Genomic DNA, 21,514 nt, shown 5'->3' with positions numbered 1-21,514 from the left:
CTGGAAAACATGGACTCCTTCTTTTTGACTTACGTCTGGCCAGCGATTGTTATGATCGGCCAGTCCCTGTTGCTCCTCGTATGCCTGCTCGTGTTCATCGCCTATATCCTGCTGGCCGATCGCAAGATCTGGGCAGCGGTACAGTTGCGCCGTGGACCTAACGTGGTGGGCCCGTTCGGCCTTTTCCAGTCGTTTGCCGATCTTTTGAAGTTCGTATTCAAAGAGCCGATCATTCCGGCCGGCGCGAACAAAGGCGTGTTCCTGCTGGCGCCGCTCGTGTCGGTTACCCTTGCGCTCGCGACCTGGGCCGTCATCCCGTTCAACGAAAACTGGGTAATCGCCAATATCAACGTCGGCATCCTTTACGTCTTCGCCATTTCCTCGCTGGAAGTCTACGGCGTAATCATGTCTGGCTGGGCGTCCAACTCCAAATATCCCTTCCTTGGCGCACTGCGCTCTGCGGCGCAGATGGTATCTTATGAAGTCTCGATCGGCTTCGTGATCGTGACGGTTCTGCTGTGCGTCGGTTCTTTGAACCTGACGGACATTGTCCTTGCGCAAAAGACCGGCATAGGCACGGCAGTCGGATTGCCAGCCTCGTTCCTTGATTGGCACTGGCTCGTCCTGTTCCCGATGTTCGTGATCTTCTTCATTTCCGGCCTCGCTGAAACGAACCGCCCTCCGTTCGATCTACCGGAAGCAGAATCCGAACTCGTGGCCGGCTACATGGTGGAGTACTCCTCTGCGCCTTACATGATGTTGATGCTCGGCGAATACGCCGCCATCCTGCTGATCTGCTCGCTGACGACCATCCTGTTCCTGGGAGGCTGGCTCCCGCCGGTTGATGTCTGGTTCTTGAACTGGGTGCCGGGCATCGTGTGGTTCATCCTCAAGGGAACATTCGTCTTTTTCATGTTCGCAATGGTCAAGGCGTTTGTTCCGCGTTACCGCTACGACCAGCTGATGCGTCTGGGTTGGAAAGTCTTCCTGCCGCTCTCGCTCGCTATGGTCATCATCACTGCATTCGTACTGAAGCTTACCGCTGGCGCCTGATTGCGCCTGACCGGAAGCTCATTGGAGAATACAAATGGCAAGTCTGGCTCAGTCGATCAGCTCGCTTTTTCTGAAGGAATTCGTGTCGACCTTCTTCTTGTCGATGCGCTATTTTTTCAAGCAGAAGGCGACGATCAATTACCCCTTCGAAAAGGGTCCGGTCAGTCCGCGATTTCGGGGTGAGCATGCACTGCGTCGTTATCCAAACGGCGAAGAGCGGTGCATCGCCTGCAAGCTGTGCGAGGCAATCTGTCCCGCCCAGGCCATCACCATCGAGGCTGGCCCGCGTCGCAATGACGGGACGCGCCGAACAGTCCGTTATGACATCGACATGGTGAAGTGCATTTATTGCGGCTTCTGCCAGGAAGCATGCCCGGTTGACGCAATCGTCGAAGGTCCCAACTTCGAGTTCTCGACAGAGACGCGCGAAGAGCTCTATTTCGATAAGCAGCGTCTGCTCGATAACGGCGACCGATGGGAGCGCGAAATTGCGCGCAATATCTCCATCGACGCTCCTTATCGTTGAGCGTTTGAATTGTCGGCGTCCGCGAGGGCGCCGAGTAAACTGAAGACATTACCTACCTGGCTGGTCGTTCCGCCGGGTTTTGACAGTGGGGAGAAGGTTCCTCGCTGGGGAAGACGAAAAGGCACCACCATGGGTTTGCAGGCTGTTTTCTTCTATTTGTTCGCCTTTGTAGCGGTCGCATCGGCCTTCATGGTCATCTCGGCCAAGAATCCCGTTCATTCGGTGCTTTTCTTGATCCTGGTGTTCTTCAACGCGGCAGGGCTCTTCCTGCTGACGGGTGCTGAATTCCTGGCCATGATCTTGCTGGTCGTTTACATCGGTGCTGTGGCGGTGCTCTTCCTGTTCGTCGTCATGATGCTCGATATCGACTTTGCTGCCCTGCGCTCCGGAATTCTCCAGTACGCGCCGGTTGGAGCTCTGGTCGGGTTGATTGTTGCAGCAGAACTTATTGTTGTTGTTGGCGGGTCGGTGCTGACGCCCGAAGCGGCCAAGGCCATCACGATGCCGATCCCGTCGCCGGCAACACGCACGAACACTGCAGCACTCGGCGATGTTCTCTACACAAACTACGTCTACTTCTTCCAGGTGTCGGGTCTGGTACTGCTGGTCGCAATGATTGGTGCAATTGTCCTGACCCTGCGTCACCGCGAAAATATCAAGCGCCAGAACATTTCGCAGCAAGTTGCTCGTACGCCTGCGACAGCTATCGAAGTGGTCAAGGTCAAGACCGGCCAAGGCATCTAAGAGCGCGATCAAGGAACTGAGATATGGAAATCGGACTTTCCCATTACCTGACGGTCAGCGCGATACTCTTCACGCTTGGCGTCTTCGGCATCTTCCTCAATCGGAAGAACGTCATCATCATTCTGATGTCCGTCGAATTGATCCTGCTGTCGGTCAACCTCAACATGATCGCGTTCTCGTCGTTCCTCAACGACATCGTCGGTCAGGTTTTCGCACTCTTTATTCTGACCGTTGCAGCTGCGGAAGCTGCGATCGGTCTCGCGATACTCGTGGTCTTCTACCGCAATCGTGGTTCGATTGCTGTTGAAGACGTCAATATGATGAAGGGCTGATCGGGTTATGATCTACAAGGCTATTGTCTTTCTTCCCCTGATCGGCTTTCTGATTGCTGGCCTCTTTGGCCGCTCCATCGGTGCGAAGGCTTCTGAGTACGTCACAAGTGGTTTGATGATCGTTGCGGCGATCTTGTCCTGGATCGTATTCTTCAAGGTCGGGCTTGCTCATGGCGAAGGCCATGAAGTGATCAAGGTAACCGTCCTGCGTTGGATTCAGTCCGGCGGTCTTGATTTCGAATGGGCTTTCCGGATCGATACATTGACCGTGGTCATGTTCGTGGTCGTGAATTCTGTCTCGACACTCGTGCATATCTATTCCATTGGATATATGCACCACGATCCGCATCGGCCGCGTTTCTTCGCCTACCTCTCATTGTTCACCTTCGCGATGCTCATGCTGGTAACGTCTGACAACTTGGCTCAGATGTTCTTCGGTTGGGAAGGTGTTGGTCTGGCCTCTTACTTGCTGATCGGTTTCTGGTTCAAGAAGCCCTCTGCGTCTGCAGCCGCCATGAAGGCGTTCATCGTCAATCGCGTCGGCGACTTCGGTTTTGTGCTCGGTATTTCCGGTGTTTTCGTTCTATTCGGATCCATCAATTTCGAGACCATTTTTGCAACGGCGCCGACCTATCTTCCGGCTGCGGGCTCAGCAGATGCCAACCAGGCAGTCATCAACCTGTTCGGCATGCATCTGGATAAAGCACATGCACTGACAGGCGTCTGCCTGCTTCTGTTCATGGGCGCCATGGGTAAATCCGCGCAGTTTCTTCTGCACACATGGCTTCCGGACGCCATGGAGGGGCCGACCCCCGTGTCTGCGCTCATTCATGCGGCTACGATGGTCACCGCTGGCGTCTTCCTCGTTGCTCGTATGTCGCCGATCTTTGAACTGTCGCCAGATGCACTGACGGTTGTTACGATCATCGGCGCGATCACGGCATTCTTCGCGGCAACGGTCGGTCTCGTGCAGAATGACATCAAGCGTGTCATTGCCTATTCGACCTGCTCGCAGCTTGGCTACATGTTCGTTGCGCTGGGTGTCGGTGCCTATGGTGCTGCTGTCTTCCATCTGTTCACGCACGCCTTCTTCAAGGCCCTTCTCTTCTTGGGCGCCGGTTCCGTGATCCACGCTGTGGATGGCGAGCAGGACATGCGTTACATGGGCGGGCTGCGGAAGCATATTCCATACACATTCTGGGCCATGACGATCGGTACCCTTGCTCTGACAGGCGTGGGTATCCCGGGGACGATGATCGGTTTCGCCGGTTTCTTCTCCAAGGACGTCATCATTGAATCGGCCTATGCCTCGCATTCGGCTGTGTCCGGCTTCGCTTTCACACTGCTTGTTATTGCCGCGTTGTTCACGAGCTTCTATTCGTGGCGTCTGGCGTTTCTCACATTTTTCGGAAAGCCGCGGGCTTCCTCGGATGTCATGCACCATGTCCATGAGTCACCGCTTGTCATGCTTCTGCCCTTGGCCTTCTTGACGGTTGGTGCGGTCCTCGCAGGTGTCGTTTTCGAAGGGTACTTCTTCGGGCACGAGTACAACGAGTTCTGGAAGGGTGCCCTGTTCACACTGCCGACGAATGAAATTCTCGAAGAGTTTCACCATGTACCGCTTTGGGTGAAGTGGAGCCCATTCGTTGCCATGCTGACGGGTTTCGTTACCGCTTGGTTCATGTACATCAAGTCGCCGGAAACACCGAAGCGTCTGGCTGAGCAGCACAGGGTTCTCTATCAGTTCCTGCTGAACAAGTGGTACTTCGACGAACTTTATGACCTGCTCTTTGTCCGCTCTGCCAAGGCGCTTGGTCGTTTCCTCTGGAAGCGCGGCGACGTGGGTATCATCGATGCCTATGGACCTAACGGCATCGCGGCACGCGTCATGGATGTGACGCGCGGTGTTGTCCGGCTTCAGTCCGGTTATCTTTATCATTATGCGTTCGCCATGCTCATCGGCATTGCTGCGCTCGTCACCTGGATGATGCTCGGGAGTTCCCTCTAATGACCGATTGGCCGATTCTCTCAACGGTCACCTTTCTGCCGCTCGTTGGTGTCGTTCTCCTGCTCTTGACGCGGGAAGACGGTCCTCACGGCCGCCGGAATATCCTGAATGTTTCCCTCTGGACGACTGTCGTTACCTTTTTGGTGTCTCTGCTGATCTGGATCGGGTTCGACAACTCGAATCCGGGTTTCCAGATGGTAGAAAAGCATCAATGGCTCAACACCGGGATCGCCTATCATTTGGGTGTCGACGGCATATCAATGCTGTTCGTGATCCTCACAACGTTCCTCATGCCATTCTGTGTTCTGGCAAGCTGGGAATCTGTCGAGAAGCGTATCAAGGAATACATGATCGCCTTCCTGCTTCTGGAAGTCGTGATGATCGGCGTGTTCGTCTCGCTCGACATCGTCTTGTTCTACGTCTTCTTCGAAGCAACCCTGATCCCCATGTTCGTCATCATCGGTGTCTGGGGCGGGAAGGATCGCGTCTACGCATCCTATAAGTTCTTCCTCTACACGCTCCTCGGCTCAGTTCTGATGATGCTGGCCATCATGGCGATGTACTGGCAGGCCGGCACGACAGATATCACTGAACTCCTGAAGTTTGGCTTCCCGGCTGGAATGCAGACCTGGCTTTGGCTTGCTTGCTTTGCGGCCTTCGCTGTCAAGATGCCGATGTGGCCGGTGCATACCTGGCTGCCGGATGCGCACGTTCAGGCACCGACCGCCGGGTCTGTTATCCTGGCGGGTGTGATGCTGAAGCTCGGCGGTTACGGGTTCATCCGTTTCTCCCTGGCAATGTTCCCATTGGCCTCGGATTACTTCGCTCCCTTCGTGTTCACGCTGTCTGTTCTTGCCATCATCTACACGTCGCTCGTCGCAATGATGCAGGACGATATCAAGAAGTTGATCGCCTATTCGTCGGTCGCTCACATGGGATATGTCACCATGGGCATCTTTGCGGCCAACGCGCAGGGTGTGCAGGGAGCTATCTTCCAGATGCTGTCGCACGGTATCGTATCCGGCGCGCTCTTTCTCTGTGTCGGCGTCGTCTATGATCGTCTCCATACCCGTGAAATCGCGGCCTATGGCGGTCTGGTCAACAACATGCCGAAATACGCGGTTGCGTTCATGGTCTTCACCATGGCCAATGTCGGTCTTCCAGGCACTTCCGGCTTTGTCGGCGAATTCCTGACGATCATCGGTGTGTTCCGCGCGAATACATGGGTTGCGCTTTTTGCAGCGACGGGTGTGATCTTGTCGGCATCCTATGCTTTGTGGCTCTACCGTCGGGTGATCTTCGGTGCGCTGGAAAAGGAAAGCCTGAAGGGGCTGCTCGATCTGTCGACACGCGAGAAGATCATACTGTATCCGCTCGTTGTTCTGACGATCTTCTTCGGCGTCTATCCTGCACCGGTTTTCGATGCGACTGCCGCATCCGTCGATTTGCTGCTCAATAACTACTCCGCTGCCCTGCAGGCCGCGCAGAAACTTGCACTTGTCGTGCATTGACAAGGGGACACGATTTCAAATGACTGCTGAACTTCTCATTACGAGCCTGCAGATCTCGACGCCGGAACTGATCCTCGCGGTTGGTGCTCTTGCGTTGCTCATGATCGGTGTCTTCTCTGGTGACAAATCTGCTCCGACTGTGACGGGACTTGCCGTTGCAATCATGATCGCAGCCGGACTGTGGCTGGTCTTTTCTCCAATGCAGGGCGAAGCCTGGGGAGGCGCTTTCGTACTCGACTCCTTCAGTCGCTTCATGAAAGTCATCGCGCTGATCGGTTCGATCACGGCCATGATTATGACAGTCGGCAACGCGCGGTCGGAACAGCTGGATCGGTTCGAGTTTCCGGTGCTCCTGACGCTTGCAACGCTGGGAATGATGCTGCTCATCTCGGCCAACGACCTTATCGCTCTCTACCTTGGCCTCGAGTTGATGTCGCTTGCACTGTATGTTGTTGCTGCGATCAATCGTGACAGTCTCCGTTCAACGGAAGCTGGCTTGAAGTACTTCGTCCTTGGTGCCTTGTCCTCGGGCATGCTGCTTTATGGTATGTCGCTGGTCTATGGCTTCACGGGCAATACGGGCTTTGACAATATCGCGGCTGTTCTGACGGCAGAAACGCGGTCGCTTGGCGTTGTTTTCGGACTAGTGTTCATTCTGGCCGGACTTGCATTCAAGATTTCTGCGGTTCCCTTCCATATGTGGACGCCGGATGTGTATGAGGGCGCGCCAACACCGGTCACGGCGTTTTTCGCAGCTGGCCCCAAGGTTGCTGCGATGGCAATCTTCGTGCGGATCGTGACAGATGCATTCATGCCTGTTTTCGCGGATTGGCAACAGGTCGTGGTCTTCATCTCGATTGCGTCCATGCTTCTGGGATCTTTCGCGGCGATTGGTCAGAAGAACATCAAGCGCCTGATGGCCTACTCGTCGATCGGACACATGGGCTATGCTCTGGTAGGCCTGGCCTCCGGTTCTGAGACCGGCGTTTCTGGCGTCGCTCTTTACATGCTGATTTACATGGTCATGACGCTCGGTACTTTTGCCTGCATCATGTCGATGCGTCGGAAGGAAGGTGCGGCTCTCGAGAGCGTCGATGATCTGGCAGGCCTTTCCTCGACGAACCCCTTCATGGCGGTGGTTCTGACGGCTCTCATGTTCTCGCTGGCCGGTATTCCGCCCTTGGCAGGCTTCTTTGCAAAGTACTTTGTCTTTGTTGCCGCGATCGAGGCGAAGCTTTATGCGCTTGCCATTATCGGTGTCCTCTCCTCAGTTGTCGGCGCCTACTACTACCTTCGCATCGTTAAGGTCATGTGGTTCGACGCAGCAAACGGCGAGTTCGCTCGGACTGCCGGCGAACTGAGACTCGTCTTTGGCATTTCGGGTCTCTTCGTCACTGCCTATGTGCTGTTTGGCGGCCCGATCGGCCTTGCCGCAGAAGCTGCTGCGAAGGCGTTCTTCTAATGCGCAACGAACGAGGGGGATCTTACTCCCTCGAGAATTTCAGACACCTCGCACTTGGCGAGGTGTCTTCGACAAATACGGAATGTTTGACGCGGGCTCGTCAAGGCGAAGCCTCCGGACTTTGGATTACTGCCGAGCGCCAGACCGCAGGCCGAGGACGTCGTGGACGGGCATGGACCTCCGAAGTCGGTAATCTTTACGCAAGTCTCCTCCTGATTGATCCTTCACCACCTGAACTCCTGAGCTCGCTTCCGCTCGCCGTGTCACTGGCTGTTCACTGGACGCTGCGGAGAGTTTTGCCAGCGACCGCAGAAGCTGTTGAGATCAAGTGGCCGAATGACGTTCTTATAGGGCGCAAGAAATCATGCGGCATTCTCCTCGAAGCTGAAATTCTTCCCGATGGCCGCCGTGCCGTTGTCTGTGGCATCGGGATCAATATTCGTCATCGTCCCGAAACGGCACCTTATGGCGTGACTTCTTTGCAAGAGCAGGGCGCTACGAGTTCTGCTGGAGAGGTGTTTACGCATCTGTTCGATGAGATGATTCAGATCTTGAACATCTGGGATCACGGTCATGGCGTGGCTGAGGTAACTCGTTTCTGGCGGTCTGCTGCATGTGGGATAGGCACGATGATCCGCGTTAATTTGCCGGACCGGTCTTTGGATGGTGTGTTTGTCGGTATCGATGATGATGGACTTCTGATACTGGAGACCGAGAACCGCCTGCACCATATTGCTGCGGGCGATGTTTTTCTTCTTGAAACGGAATGAAAGTGTAATGGCGAAACAGGACGAACTGGTATTTCTGCCACTGGGCGGCGTGGGTGAGATTGGTATGAATCTAGCCCTTTATGGCTTTGGCCCGGCTGAGAAACGCCAGTGGATCATGGTGGATTGCGGAGTAACGTTCGCGGGCCCGGAATTGCCCGGAGTGGACCTGGTCCTGCCGGATATCTCCTTTCTCGCCAAGCAGCGTGAACGGTTGAAAGCAATCATTATCACGCACGCGCATGAGGACCATTACGGCGCGCTGAATGATCTATGGCCTGGTTTGAATGTGCCCGTCTATGCGTCTCCGTTCACCGCCGGCATGCTTGAGGCAAAGCGGGATTATGAAGGAACGCGGGCAGATATCCCGATTACCATCTTCAAGGCAGGTGACCGCGTCAACATCGGTCCGTTTGAAATCGAAGCGGTCGGCGTCAACCACTCGATTCCCGAGCCAATGTCGCTTGTGATCCGCACTCCGCTCGGCAACATTGTTCATACCGGTGACTGGAAAATTGATGCGGAGCCTTCGCTCGGGCCTCTCACTGACGAGAACCGTTTCCGCGCTATTGGTGATGAAGGCGTTCTCGCACTAATGTGCGATTCGACGAATGCAGTTCGTGATGGTGTCTCTCCCTCGGAAGAGGCTGTGTCTGAAGGTCTGCGTCAGGTTATCGAACAGGCAGAAGGCCGCGTCGCGATTACGACCTTTTCCTCCAATGTCGGGCGCATACGATCAATCGCCCAGGCTGCCGAGGCGGCGGGTCGTGAGGTTCTCCTGCTTGGCTCGTCGTTGAAGAGGGTGGTAAACGTTGCCCGCGACGTCGGGCTGATGGAAGGCATCAAGCCGTTCATCGCTGAGGATGAATACGGCTACATTCCGCGCGATAAAGTGGTCGTCATCCTGACCGGCAGCCAAGGCGAAGCGCGCGCGGCACTGGCCAAACTTTCCCGCGATGAGATGCGCCACGTGGCTTTGGCGGCCGGTGATACTGTCGTCTTTTCATCGAGAACGATTCCGGGCAACGAGAAGGCCATTCTCGAGATCATGAATGGCCTGATTGACCAGGGCATCAAGATTGTGACGGATTCTCAGGCGCTCGTTCATGTTTCCGGTCATCCGCGTCGCAACGAATTGCTGAAGATGTACGAGTGGATTCGCCCGCAGGTACTTGTACCCGTGCACGGCGAAGCAGCACATCTGACGGCCCAAGCAGATTTGGCGCGTGGTGCCGGGATCGAGATCGTGCCCCGTGTTCGAAACGGCAATATCTTGCGCCTTGCGCCCGGTGAGGTTCAAGTCATCGATGACGCACCTCATGGCCGGATTTTCAAGGACGGCAAGCTCATCGGCGATGTAGACGAAATGGGCATATCCGATCGCAAGAAGCTTGCTTATGTTGGCCATGTTGCAGTCAGTGTCTTGCTGGATGCGCGATATGATTTCATCGGCGATCCCGATGTCGTACCCTTCGGTCTTCCGGAATTTGACGACGAAGGCGAGGATATGGAGGACACGCTCTATGATGCTGTACTTGGAGCTGTTGAAAGCATCCCGCGCAGTCGTCGGAAGGATCTGGATACACTGAGAGAGGCGGTGCGCCGCTCCGTTCGTTCAGCAGCGAATAACGCTTGGGGCAAGAAACCTGTGGTCACTGTTTTCGTGAACCGGATAGCCTGACTAGCGCCAGCAAGCAGCGACGGCGACGCCCAGAAGGTTTGACTGGGCCTCGTAAATCGACCGAGATGTGCCGAATTGATTTTGGGGGCGGAGGAAATGGATGCTTGGTAGAGTGAACCATATCGCAATTGCCGTTCCGGACCTCAGTGTCGCGGCTGCCAGTTACCGTGACACGTTGGGTGCGCGAATCTCGCAGCCTCAGGCTCTTCCAGAGCATGGCGTGACCGTCGTGTTTGTGGAGTTGGATAACACGAAGATTGAACTGCTGGAGCCTCTTGGCGACGATTCACCAATTCGGTCTTTCCTGGAAAAAAATCCATCCGGTGGCATGCACCACATATGCTACGAGGTGCAGGATATCCTCGCATCGCGGGATCAATTGAGCCAAGCGGGCGCTCGGGTGCTTGGCTCCGGTGAACCGAAGATCGGCGCCCACGGCAAACCTGTACTGTTCCTGCATCCCAAGGATTTCCAGGGAACCTTGATCGAGCTCGAACAGGTCTAGGCGCAGACAGCCGACCACTAAGCGCGACAGGCTCATCTGCAGATGGACCGATTGACGCAGTGAACACTAAGCGGGGAAATGGTAAGTCTGCGGAGATGAGGCTATAAAAGCTCCGCTTCATTACGATCAAGCTCACTGGTTTGCGCCTGTGCAATCAAACAAATATGGATATGGTTGCGCGGAGACTAGCCTGCCTGCCGCAATCCGGGTGGGCAATTGCTTTAGGGATCAGGAGAGGCCCCGTGACTCAGTTTATGTCTGCCTTTGCAGTCTATTTCATTATCTGGTGGACTGTGCTGTTCATGGTGTTGCCAATCGGGCTGAGAACGCAGGCTGATGAAAACGAAGTGGTGCTTGGAACTGTTGAAAGCGCCCCGGCTCGATTTCGTGGCGCGCGCGTTGTTCTGCTGACCAGTGTCATTTCAGCAGCGATTTATGGCGCATGGTATGTCGCGTCGACATATTTTGGCTTCAGTATGAATTCTCTACCGCGCATCGTTCCGGATTTCGGTCGTACCTGACGGGAACGTCCTGCAGGTAGAAGCCCGCATTCAGTCGAGCTCTGACAGGAGAGAGGTGCGGGGCGCATAGTGCTCCGCGCTATAGAAAGGGCTGTAATAGCGCCAGAAACGACGGCAAGATCCGGTGTAGAGCGTATATTACGCACCGAATAAGCAAAAAAAAACAAGGCGAAAACGCCTTGTTCAAAGTTTCGCGTGATCTTCAACCGTTACCGGGGCTGCGTACGAGCGCGCCTAAGATCTGATCCTCCCAAGACTTGACCGCGATTGGCAAAGATTTGAACTCCCTGCCTCTTTTATGAGCCGAACCTAGCTTAACGTTTGAGCTTTGTCACTAGCCTTTTTGACAGTTTTGACACACTCCCATAATTTTTTTCCAATAACGCATATGTCATACTTTTCGTCACAGAACTGGCGCAATTGTGGCGCGGGTAGCTGCAAATCACCACTTTTCCGCTGTGTGTGAACGCGCCTTTGACCAGCGTGGCGGGTTCCAATTGACACGCTAAACCGCTATGTAGCCCTCAACTCTCTAGCTTTTTTCAATTGCTGATTCCTGTCGTTCGGGATCAGCTTACAACGACGGAAAACGCAATGCGTCTCTCCCGCTACTTTTTGCCGATCCTCAAGGAAAATCCCAAGGAGGCTGAAATTGTCTCGCATCGTCTCATGCTTCGTGCGGGGATGATCCGCCAGCAGAGCCAGGGCATTTACTCCTGGTTACCGCTCGGCAAGCGTGTGCTCGACAAGGTCAATGCTATCGTGCGGCAGGAACAGGATCGTGCCGGCGCAGTCGAGTTGCTGATGCCGACATTGCAGTCTGCGGAGTTGTGGCAGGAAAGCGGGCGCTACGATGCCTATGGCAAGGAAATGCTGCGGATCAAGGATCGTCAGGATCGGCCCATGCTCTATGGTCCGACGAATGAGGAAATGATCACCGACATCTTCCGTTCCTATGTCAAATCCTACAAGAACCTGCCGCTGAACCTTTATCATATTCAGCTGAAGTTTCGTGATGAAATCCGGCCACGGTTCGGCACGATGCGCTCCCGCGAATTCCTGATGAAGGACGCATATTCCTTCGATCTGACACGCGAAGGTGCGCTTCACTCCTATAACAAGATGTTCGTAGCTTACCTCCGTACGTTTGCCCGCCTGGGTGTGCGCGCCATTCCTATGCGCGCGGATACGGGCCCCATCGGCGGCAATCACAGCCACGAATTTATCATTCTCGCGGATACCGGCGAATCGGAAGTCTATTCGCACAAGAGCTTTATCGAGTTCGATATCCCTGGTGAGAATACTGATTTCGACGATGTCGCTGGATTGCAGGCCATCTTCGAAAAGTGGACATCCGCCTACGCAGCCACTTCAGAAATGCATGATGAAGCTGCATTCAACGCCATTCCGGAAGGGGACCGCCTGTCTGCCCGTGGTATCGAGGTTGGCCACATTTTCTATTTCGGAACCAAGTATTCCGAACCCATGGGTGCGAAAGTACAGGGGCCAGATGGCAAAGAGCATCTTGTCCACATGGGATCCTATGGCATTGGGCCGACGCGCCTTGTTCCTGCCATCATAGAAGCCTCGCATGACGAGAACGGAATCATCTGGCCTGCTTCGGTTTCGCCGTTTGACGCGATGGTCATTACCATGAAAGCGGGTGACGAAGCCTGTGATCGGGTCTGTGGACAACTGTACGACGGCCTGACCAATGCCGGTCTCGACGTCTTGTATGACGATACCGACGACCGCGCTGGAACCAAGTTCGCGACGGCGGATCTGATCGGCGTTCCAGTACAACTCATCGTTGGTCCGCGCTCCGCGGCCACGGGTGAGGTCGAGGTGAAGGACCGGAAAACGGGTGCTCGTGAAACGATGACAGTCGAAGCGGCACTGAATCGCCTGACCGCCTGAACCGCAACTTCAGGCAGACGGTCTCAGGGGCAGGAGAAATCATGGCGAAGGCCGAGGCGAACAAAGCAGTGCAACAGCAAGACGTTACTCCATCTGCTGGACCTTTTTCGGCCTTCGAGCGCATGGTTGCGTGGCGATACCTGCGTTCTCGGCGCAAGGAAACTGTCATATCGGTCATTGCGGGTTTTTCCTTTGTCGGCATCATGCTCGGCGTCGCGACGCTCATCATCGTCATGGCCGTGATGAACGGATTCCGCACCGAGCTGATCTCTCGCATCCTGGGCATTAACGGGCACATGATTGTTCAACCGGTAGACAAGCCTCTAACCGACTATGCGCAACTGGCGCAGAAATTTGCGGGCGTATCCGGCATCACTATGGCCCTTCCACTTGTCGAGGGGCAGACCCTGGCCTCGGGCCGGCAGGGGGCAGGTTCGGGAGCCCTCGTTCGCGGTATTCGAACGGAAGATCTCGAAAAGCTGAAAGAGGTCTCGACCAATATCCGCTCTGGCGATCTGACGGGATTTGCGACAGGAGACGGAGTTCTCGTTGGCTCGAGACTGGCAGCGTCCTTGGGCATCTCTGCCGGTGAACGAATTACGCTCGTCTCCCCCGAGGGTGACGTAACGCCTATGGGGATGACGCCGCGCGTCAAATCCTACCGTGTCTCAGGCGTCTTCGAGATCGGCATGTCCGAGTACGATGCTTCCATCATCTACATGCCTTTGGCCGAAGCGCAGGCCTATTTCAATGCTGACGGTATCGTGCAGTCGATCGAGCTTTTCCTGCAGGACCCGGACAAGGTTGATGAGCTTCGACCAAAGATCGAAGAAGCCGCAGGGCGGCAAGTGTTTCTGACCGACTGGCGCCAACGCAACCAGACATTCTTTTCGGCGCTGCAGGTGGAACGAAATGTCATGTTCATGATCCTGACACTTATCGTGTTGGTCGCTGCGCTCAATATCATTTCGGGCCTGATCATGCTGGTGAAGGACAAGGGACGCGATATTGCCATCCTGCGGACGATGGGCGCGAGTTCAGGTGCCGTGATGCGCATCTTCTTTATGACGGGTGCCGCGATCGGCATCGTTGGCACGATCGCAGGCGTCATTCTGGGCGTCGTGGTTTGTCTGAATATCGAGTCGATTCGGCAGTTCTTTTCCTGGGTCTCGGGCACGGTCCTGTTCGATCCGCAGCTCTATTTCCTTAGCCAGTTGCCAGCAGAAATGAGCTTCAGTGAAACCCTGTCTGTCGTTATCATGGCACTCGTTCTGTCTTTCCTTGCCACCATATTCCCCGCCTGGCGCGCCTCACGGCTCGATCCGGTTCAGGCATTGCGTTACGAATAGGATCGGAACATGGCGCGAAAGACCGTTCTCAAGCTTGCCGCAGTGGACCGTCAATACGGTCAGGGCGAGCAAGTTCTCTCGATCCTCAAAAACGCAGATTTCGAACTGCGTGCTGGAGAGATCGTGGCGCTTGTCGCACCGTCCGGAACCGGTAAGTCGACATTGCTGCATCTGGCAGGCCTTCTCGAACATCCGGATGGTGGCGAGATATACATCAACGGGGAAGCGTGTGGCGGATTGCCGGACGACAGGCGCACGGCTATTCGCCGGGGCGACATAGGATTCGTCTACCAGTTTCATCATCTTCTTCCGGAATTCTCGGCGCTTGAAAACATCATGATGCCGCAGTTGATTTCTGGGCTTTCGCGCAAGGAAGCCAAGGAAAGGGCCGCGCAGCTGCTGGACTATATGCGAATCGGCCACCGCGCCGATCATCGCCCCGCCGAGTTGTCCGGAGGTGAGCAGCAGCGTGTGGCGATTGCGCGTGCCGTCGCCAATGCACCATTGATTCTGCTTGCAGATGAGCCGACCGGAAACCTTGATCCGGAAACGGCTTCCTACGTCTTCGATGCCTTGGAAGCGCTCGTGCGGCAGTCCGGTCTTGCTGCCTTGATCGCAACACATAATCACGAACTCGCAGGCAGGATGGATCGGCGCGTCACCATTGAAGGTGGCAAGATCCGCGAGTTCTAATCGGTTTCCCAGCCGCTCTTTCAAATTTTGCCGTTACGCAACCTGCCTGCAATGCTAGGCGGGTTGATCGGATGCTGTATCCGTATGTGGCTATCCCGATTGATGATCAGGCGGCTCTCCATCACGCTCTCATAATTTATTCACTAAAAGCGTTCTGCGAATGTTCTGCTTATTGACGAAGGAACAAAAAAAGAACAAATTAAAAACATAACGGAAAGGGAGAGCGTGATGACTGACTTGCTCCGGGATGTTGCTGCATTTGCTTCGATGATGACCTTTCTCGCCAGCCTCTGCGTCATTGTCTTGTCCATGTAAGGACAGAACGCCGTTTTCCGGTTGATTGATCACTCCATTGCTGGACTTTGGTGACCGTTCCGTCGACAATTGGGAGGAGACTCTTTGAGGCAGAACGGCAGGTAAATGGCAGATCAGGTTCACGACACGGCGACAGCAGAAACGGCGGTATCGCCAGGTTTTGTTCATCTGCGTGTGCACTCGGCTTACTCTCTGCTGGAGGGAGCCCTGCCGCTCAAGAAAATTCTGGCCAAAGCGACCGCGGACAATCAGCCTGCGATCGCGATCACCGACACGAACAACCTTTTCGTGGCGCTGGAATTTGCCGAAAAGGCTACCGGTGACGGCATCCAACCTATCATCGGCTGCCAGATGTCCATCGATATGGAAGATCAGGGGGACGAAAAGCGGGGTGGCAACGGAGGCTTCGTCAAGCTTCCATCAATCGTACTGCTGGCGGCCAATGCGGTTGGCTATGAGCGGTTGGTCGACCTCGTTAGCCGCGCCTATCTCGGTGGTGAAGGGGGACATGCCGTTCACATCCGGATGTCGTGGCTCGAAGAGGGTGGCGCGGACGGTATCATCGCTCTGACCGGTTTCAGTTCCGGACCCATAGACCCACTGCTGAAAGAAGGGCACGTTTCCCAGGCTGAGCAACGATTGCTCCGGTTGAAGTCAGTGTTCGGCGATAGGCTCTATGTCGAGTTGCAGCGACACACGGGATATAGCAGGCTGCATGAGCGAAAGCTGGTGGACCTTGCTTACGCCCATGATCTTCCGCTGGTCGCGACCAACGAGGCGTTCTTCCCGTCCAAGACCGAGTACGATGCACACGATGCACTAATGGCGGTCGCCCATAACGCTATTGTCTCCGATGACACGCGCTTCCGCCTGACGCCGGACCACTGCCTGAAGAGCCGTGCTGAAATGCAGGCCTTGTTTGCGGATCTCCCCGAAGCGCTTGAAAATACGATCGAGATTGCCCGCCGCTGTTCTTTCGTTCTGAAAACGAGAAAGCCCATTCTTCCTCGCTTTACCGGCGGTGCCAGTGATGCGGAGGAGGCGGAGCGCGCAGAGGCGGCAGAACTGCGTCGCCAGTCCGTGGAGGGACTGGAAGGACGCATTGCGGCGCTCGGAATGGCAGCCGGTTATACGGAGCAGGATTATCGCGAACGCCTCGATTTCGAACTGTCGGTCATCGAGAGGATGAAGTTTCCGGGTTACTTCCTGATCGTTTCTGACTTCATCAAATGGGCAAAGCAACATGACATCCCGGTCGGACCGGGCCGAGGCTCGGGTGCAGGTTCGCTGGTGGCCTATGCGCTGACCATCACAGACGTGGACCCACTGCGATTCTCGCTGCTTTTCGAACGCTTCCTCAATCCGGAACGCGTTTCGATGCCCGATTTCGATATCGATTTCTGTCAGGATCGGCGCGAAGAGGTCATTCGCTACGTCCAGCAGAAGTATGGCCGCGAGCAGGTGGCGCAGATCATCACCTTCGGTTCGCTTCAAGCGCGCGCCGCATTGCGCGATGTCGGGCGTGTTCTCGAGATGCCGTACGGTCAGGTCGACAAGATCTGCAAGCTGGTGCCCAACAATCCAGCCAATCCGACACCGCTTTCGAAGGCCATTGAGGAAGAGCCGCGCCTGAGGGAAGAGGCTGAGAAGGAGCCGGTCGTTGGTCGGCTGCTGGATATCGCGCAGAAGATCGAAGGCCTCTATCGTCATGCGTCGACGCATGCCGCAGGTATTGTGATCGGCGACAGGCCGCTTTCAAAACTCGTGCCGATGTATCGCGATCCGCGTTCCGACATGCCGGTCACCCAGTTCAACATGAAATGGGTGGAGCAGGCCGGACTCGTAAAGTTCGACTTCCTTGGCTTGAAGACACTGACCGTCCTGAAGACTGCCGTGGATTTCGTCGCCAAACGCAACATCCATGTCGATCTGGCCACGATTCCGCTCGATGACAAGAAGACTTACGACATGCTGTCGCGCGGCGAAACCATCGGCGTGTTCCAGGTGGAAAGTGTCGGCATGCGCAAGGCACTGCTGGGCATGCGACCGGACTGTATCGAAGATATCATTGCTCTGGTGGCGCTTTACCGACCGGGACCGATGGAAAACATTCCCGTCTACAATGCGCGTAAACATGGCGAAGAAGAAATCGAATCCATCCACCCCAAGATCGACTTCCTGCTGAAGGAGACGCAAGGCGTTATCGTCTACCAGGAGCAGGTCATGCAGATCGCTCAGGTTCTGTCCGGTTACTCGCTTGGAGAGGCTGATCTGCTACGCCGCGCGATGGGCAAGAAGATCAAGGAGGAAATGGACAAGCAGCGCGAACGCTTTGTTCAGGGCGCCATCAAGAACGAGGTTTCCAAACCGCAGGCAGATCTTATCTTCGATCTTCTGGCCAAGTTCGCGAACTACGGCTTCAACAAGTCGCACGCTGCCGCCTATGCTATCGTCTCCTATCAAACGGCATATATGAAGGCTCATTATCCGGTCGAGTTTCTCGCCGCATCCATGACCTATGATATGGCCAATACGGAGAAGCTGAATGATTTCCGACAGGATGCTCAGCGCCTCGGCATCAAGGTTGTTCCGCCGTCCATTCAGACCTCGTTCCGAATGTTCGAGACGGGTGACAATTGCATCTTTTACTCGCTGGCTGCGATCAAGGGTGTCGGCGAGGCCGCTGTCGAACACATCGTCGCGGTACGTGGTGAGAAGCCGTTCAGCAGCCTGGAAGATTTCTGCCTGCGCATCGATCCCAAGCAGGTCAATCGGCGCGTTCTCGAAAGCCTGATCTTCGCTGGAGCGTTTGATTGTTTCGGCAAGGATCGTGCAGAGCTTGTCGGCGGTTTGGACCGGATCATTGGCTATGCGCAGCGGGCGGCTGAAGGCAAAACCAGCGGACAGCATGATATGTTCGGCGCTTCCTCTGCCGCCGGACCGGAGAAGCTCATTCTACCCGCGTTCGACCCTTGGACAGCGTCTGAAAAGCTGCTGCGCGAATATCAGGTGCTTGGATTTTATCTATCTGCACATCCGCTGGATACCTACGCGCAGGTGCTGGCAAAAATGCGCGTTCAAAATTTCGCGGAGTTCTCCGCTGCTGTGAAAGCCGGGGCAGGGGCTGGCAGGCTTGCAGGCACGGTCACCGCGCGGCAGGAACGCAAGACACGTACTGGCAACAAGATGGGGATCGTCACCTTTTCCGATGCAACTGGTCAGTTCGAAGCCGTGCTGTTTTCCGAAGCCTTGAACCAGTATCGCGATCTGCTGGAGCCTGGAAAATCGCTGGTGATTACGGTGCAGGCGGATGAGCGACCGGAAGGGATCGGGCTGCGCATCCAGACGGTTCAGTCGCTGGAGGAGATGTCGATCCAGATGCAGAAGGCGCTTCGCGTCTACGTCAAGGACTCAAGTCCCCTGAGATCGATCGTGAAGCACCTGAATGCGAGAGGAGACGGGCTTGTTTCCTTTGTGGTCGTCAAGGACGATGGCAAGCGGGAAATCGAGGTCGAACTGACGGAGAAATATCGCATCTCCCCGGAAATTGCCGCGGCGCTGAAAACTGCACCTGGTGTCCTGGATGTCGAACTCGTCGTTTAAAGCATGTCGCGCAAAAGTGTGCAGCGGTTTTGCGATAACGACATGCGATAATGCAAAGATCTAAAGCGTCAGGAGCGAATTTGAAAAATCGCGATACGCTTTAGCCCACGTCGAGAAACGCTGACACAGATCTTTCTGTGAAAGCGCCACTGGAGAAGCAGCTACATTATCCAGTGGCTCGGAGATCGCGTCAGCGCGTCAGTGTAATGAAGTCGGTTCCCTGGGGCGCGGTCTCGGGGCTAACACCGTTGTCTGTAATGGTGATTGATGTGCCCTCGGTGAGCATATCATTGATCTTGGTGCGGATCCGTGTTGGTATCTCGATGCGATCCAGAACGCTCTGGCCCGTTGCTTCAAGCACGGAGGCTTCCGGGGCAATGCCCAGCCTTTTGCGCGTGCCGTCGCTAAGCTCGTTTCGGAGTCCGATCGCCTGCCAGACGGCTTGACCGTTCTTCGGATCGATATCGGCTACGGTATAGAGGTATGTTCCAAGCTCGCGCTCCGGGTCCCGGATGGCAACCGGTGTCGAGAGCACTTCCTTGAAGCCTTGGCGGATGTAGAGCTGGCCTTGCGGAGCGGGTTCGCGACCAGCCGCTGCATATAGGGCTGCCAGCATCTCTTTCGATATCAGCGTGCCTTTGGAGGGCAGGTTCTTCCACCGTTTGAAGCCGGATATGGCACTGCGCGTCATTTCGCCTGCAAAGCCATCCGGTACCCCTGCATCAAAGCCGAGTTCGGTCAGCATCGTCTGAACATCTGCAACGAGTTCGCGGTCGCCTCGACGCGTAATCAATATTCGAAGCGGCTGGGACTCCTCCGGAGTCCGGACCAAGGGTTCTGGTTTGGGTACCAGAAGCGAACGGTCGGGATTGTTCATTGCCAGTTCGACGGGACCAGTAGTCTTTTTTGACGGACGCAGCGGCACATCCGAAAGGATCTGCACATCGGTTGTCGGCTGGAATAAGAACGGGTGCCTTACCACGACTGGTGCCACATCTTCATCAGCGATGATGACATGAGCCCCACGCTCGGTCATGGAGAAGAGGGTTTTGGCGAAGCCGGAAGGCAGCCGCACGCAGCCATGCGATGCCGGGTAGCTCGGCACCTTGCCTTCATGGAGGGCGATACCTGACCATGTCAGGCGCTGCATCCAGGGCATAGGCGCATTGGAGTAGATATTGGACTCGTGGTATTTTCGTTTCTCCAGGATCGAGAAAATACCCGTTGGCGTATCGTGGCCGGGCTTACCTGTAGAAACCTTCGAGGTCGCGATTATCTTGCCATCATCATAGACGGTCAGGCTCTGCTTTGCCCTGGACACAATGATCTGAATCGTTCGTCCATCCTCTGCCGCGAAGCTGAAACCCGCAAGGCTCGGAAGAATGGCAAGCGCCAGCGCCGCGCGTCCAAACATGACATACCTCATACGCGATACCAAAACGATACATTACGCCACGGAGTTTAATGAAGGTTTGAGTATATGCGAGCAGATGCCAGATTCTGACGCCCTCATGTTTTCGAGCGGGCAGGATATCAGAGACCTGGCCTCAACGCTGAGTGAAGTGCGCCAGAAGGAAGCGCTCGACATCCGACCAGTTCTGCGCAGAAAGCACCATGGGGTCTGGCTTCGGCGCGTGGTTATGCATCTCTGATTGCGGCATGAGATGAACCAGCAAACATTCGGGCACCGCTGCGGCAACGGAATGATGATTGTGAGCCATATCATCGATGAACGCGACAGGTAGATCACGGGTGCCGTGTATCTGGCGAAGAACAGGGCCTTTTGGGCTCTCCGTTGCGAGCAGAGGGTAGGTGAGATCGAGGCTATCCAGCAGGCGCCTGCGCATATGCGTATAGCGCGGCGGCATGGCTGTGAGAAAGACGACGTCGGCTTCTGCAGCGAGCCGGCTCAATGCCTGTACCGCATCGCCAAAGGGCCGTTGCCAGGCTTCCTGCGCCGCAAAGAAATCCTGGATCAACTGCGTCACATTATCGTCTGCCAGAGGACGATCGTCCAGCGTGGAAAGAATATTGCCATGCAGCCGATAGGAGCGGGGCACCAAACGGTGGCCCAAGCTGCCAAGGAAGCCTTCGAAAGGAGACAAAAATTCGAGGACAACATCGTCGACATCGCAAACGACAAGCGGACGGTCGCCAAGACGCAGATGGTCGATGTCAACGATTTCGCTCATTCGTGTTGCCCCGAATCAAGTCCTGGTCCGGAGTAATGTCGCCAAGCGGCAACGACATCCTCTGGCTTCCATTCCGAAACCTTGCAGAATTCGAGGAGCGTGGGTTCATGCGACATGACGAAGTCGAGGAGGCCTGCCAGGAAGCCGGGATCGTTCAGCGCACTGCGCAATTGCATTGGCTGCACCCCGGAAAGCGCCAGAAAGCGACCCAGCATATCCGGCTCATTGGCCAGCCACTGCAAAACGGCGGCCGCTGTTTCATCTGGCTTCGGGCTGTTTACAAATTCTGAACGCATCAACGATCCAGTTACCTTTTCTTCAACCAAATCCGCTTA

The 21,514-nt window shown here is 55.5% G+C and carries 18 protein-coding genes; 15 read left to right on the top strand and 3 right to left on the bottom strand.

The features are described 5' to 3' along the window. Positions 1–9: 9 nt before the first annotated feature. The 15 genes from nuoH to dnaE all read left to right on the top strand — a co-directional run bounded on the left by nuoH (position 10) and on the right by dnaE (position 18,987). Positions 10–1,053: an NADH-quinone oxidoreductase subunit NuoH gene (gene nuoH / locus G6N80_RS20155; RefSeq protein WP_062552626.1), complete on the top strand. Its 1,044-nt coding sequence runs from the start codon at positions 10–12 to the stop codon at positions 1,051–1,053. Between the two features lie 34 nt (positions 1,054–1,087). Continuing rightward, positions 1,088–1,579, top strand: a complete 492-nt coding sequence (gene nuoI, locus G6N80_RS20150) for an NADH-quinone oxidoreductase subunit NuoI (protein ID WP_062552625.1) — start codon at positions 1,088–1,090, stop codon at positions 1,577–1,579. A gap of 129 nt (positions 1,580–1,708) precedes the next feature. Then, entirely contained in the window at positions 1,709–2,323 is a 615-nt protein-coding gene (locus G6N80_RS20145) for an NADH-quinone oxidoreductase subunit J (RefSeq protein ID WP_165136307.1), read from the top strand. A 23-nt stretch (positions 2,324–2,346) separates the two neighbouring features. After that, a complete protein-coding gene (gene nuoK / locus G6N80_RS20140) occupies positions 2,347–2,655 on the top strand; it encodes an NADH-quinone oxidoreductase subunit NuoK (RefSeq protein ID WP_062552623.1) in 309 nt (102 codons plus the stop codon). Positions 2,656–2,662: 7 nt separating this feature from the next. Beyond that, positions 2,663–4,663, top strand: coding sequence for an NADH-quinone oxidoreductase subunit L (nuoL, locus tag G6N80_RS20135; protein ID WP_165136304.1), 2,001 nt, complete (start codon positions 2,663–2,665; stop codon positions 4,661–4,663). Beyond that, positions 4,663–6,174, top strand: coding sequence for an NADH-quinone oxidoreductase subunit M (locus G6N80_RS20130; RefSeq protein WP_062552621.1), 1,512 nt, complete (start codon positions 4,663–4,665; stop codon positions 6,172–6,174). The genes nuoL and G6N80_RS20130 overlap by 1 nt, the downstream gene beginning before the upstream one ends. A gap of 19 nt (positions 6,175–6,193) precedes the next feature. Further along, a complete protein-coding gene (nuoN, locus tag G6N80_RS20125) occupies positions 6,194–7,636 on the top strand; it encodes an NADH-quinone oxidoreductase subunit NuoN (protein ID WP_062552620.1) in 1,443 nt (480 codons plus the stop codon). Next, a complete protein-coding gene (locus G6N80_RS20120) occupies positions 7,636–8,406 on the top strand; it encodes a biotin--[acetyl-CoA-carboxylase] ligase (RefSeq protein WP_165136301.1) in 771 nt (256 codons plus the stop codon). Before nuoN ends, G6N80_RS20120 begins: the two co-directional genes overlap by 1 nt. A 7-nt stretch (positions 8,407–8,413) precedes the next feature. Next, the gene (locus G6N80_RS20115; protein ID WP_165136298.1) at positions 8,414–10,084 is read left to right on the top strand and encodes a ribonuclease J; all 1,671 of its coding nucleotides are present in this window, start codon (positions 8,414–8,416) and stop codon (positions 10,082–10,084) included. Positions 10,085–10,184: 100 nt separating this feature from the next. Then, positions 10,185–10,589, top strand: coding sequence for a methylmalonyl-CoA epimerase (gene mce / locus G6N80_RS20110; protein ID WP_165136295.1), 405 nt, complete (start codon positions 10,185–10,187; stop codon positions 10,587–10,589). A 254-nt stretch (positions 10,590–10,843) separates the two neighbouring features. Beyond that, entirely contained in the window at positions 10,844–11,110 is a 267-nt protein-coding gene (locus G6N80_RS20105; protein WP_062552616.1) for a DUF1467 family protein, read from the top strand. A 594-nt stretch (positions 11,111–11,704) separates the two neighbouring features. Continuing rightward, positions 11,705–13,027: a proline--tRNA ligase gene (proS, locus tag G6N80_RS20100; RefSeq protein WP_062552615.1), complete on the top strand. Its 1,323-nt coding sequence runs from the start codon at positions 11,705–11,707 to the stop codon at positions 13,025–13,027. 41 nt (positions 13,028–13,068) lie between these two features. Continuing rightward, positions 13,069–14,376 carry a lipoprotein-releasing ABC transporter permease subunit gene (locus G6N80_RS20095; RefSeq protein WP_165136292.1) on the top strand — a complete coding sequence of 436 codons (1,308 nt, stop codon included), beginning with the start codon at positions 13,069–13,071 and terminating at the stop codon, positions 14,374–14,376. A gap of 9 nt (positions 14,377–14,385) precedes the next feature. Further along, on the top strand, positions 14,386–15,069 hold the full coding sequence (locus G6N80_RS20090) for an ABC transporter ATP-binding protein (RefSeq protein ID WP_062552613.1): 684 nt from the start codon (positions 14,386–14,388) through the stop codon (positions 15,067–15,069). 420 nt (positions 15,070–15,489) lie between these two features. Next, the gene (gene dnaE / locus G6N80_RS20085; RefSeq protein ID WP_062552612.1) at positions 15,490–18,987 is read left to right on the top strand and encodes a DNA polymerase III subunit alpha; all 3,498 of its coding nucleotides are present in this window, start codon (positions 15,490–15,492) and stop codon (positions 18,985–18,987) included. A gap of 190 nt (positions 18,988–19,177) precedes the next feature. Here the strand turns inward: dnaE and G6N80_RS20080 are convergent, their stop codons facing one another. The 3 genes from G6N80_RS20080 to G6N80_RS20070 form a co-directional block, all read right to left on the bottom strand. Next, positions 19,178–20,401, bottom strand: coding sequence for a L,D-transpeptidase family protein (locus G6N80_RS20080; protein ID WP_165136289.1), 1,224 nt, complete (start codon positions 20,399–20,401; stop codon positions 19,178–19,180). A 133-nt stretch (positions 20,402–20,534) separates the two neighbouring features. Then, on the bottom strand, positions 20,535–21,179 hold the full coding sequence (locus G6N80_RS20075; protein ID WP_062552610.1) for a hypothetical protein: 645 nt from the start codon (positions 21,177–21,179) through the stop codon (positions 20,535–20,537). Next, on the bottom strand, positions 21,176–21,475 hold the full coding sequence (locus G6N80_RS20070) for a DUF3572 domain-containing protein (RefSeq protein WP_165136286.1): 300 nt from the start codon (positions 21,473–21,475) through the stop codon (positions 21,176–21,178). The genes G6N80_RS20075 and G6N80_RS20070 overlap by 4 nt, the downstream gene beginning before the upstream one ends. Positions 21,476–21,514 lie beyond the last annotated feature (39 nt).

Source organism: Rhizobium rhizoryzae, assembly GCF_011046895.1.
Taxonomy (GTDB): Bacteria; Pseudomonadota; Alphaproteobacteria; order Rhizobiales; family Rhizobiaceae; genus Neorhizobium; species Neorhizobium rhizoryzae.
The sequence above is the reverse complement of the archived record's forward strand: the minus strand, read 5'-3'. Positions and strand labels throughout refer to the sequence as shown.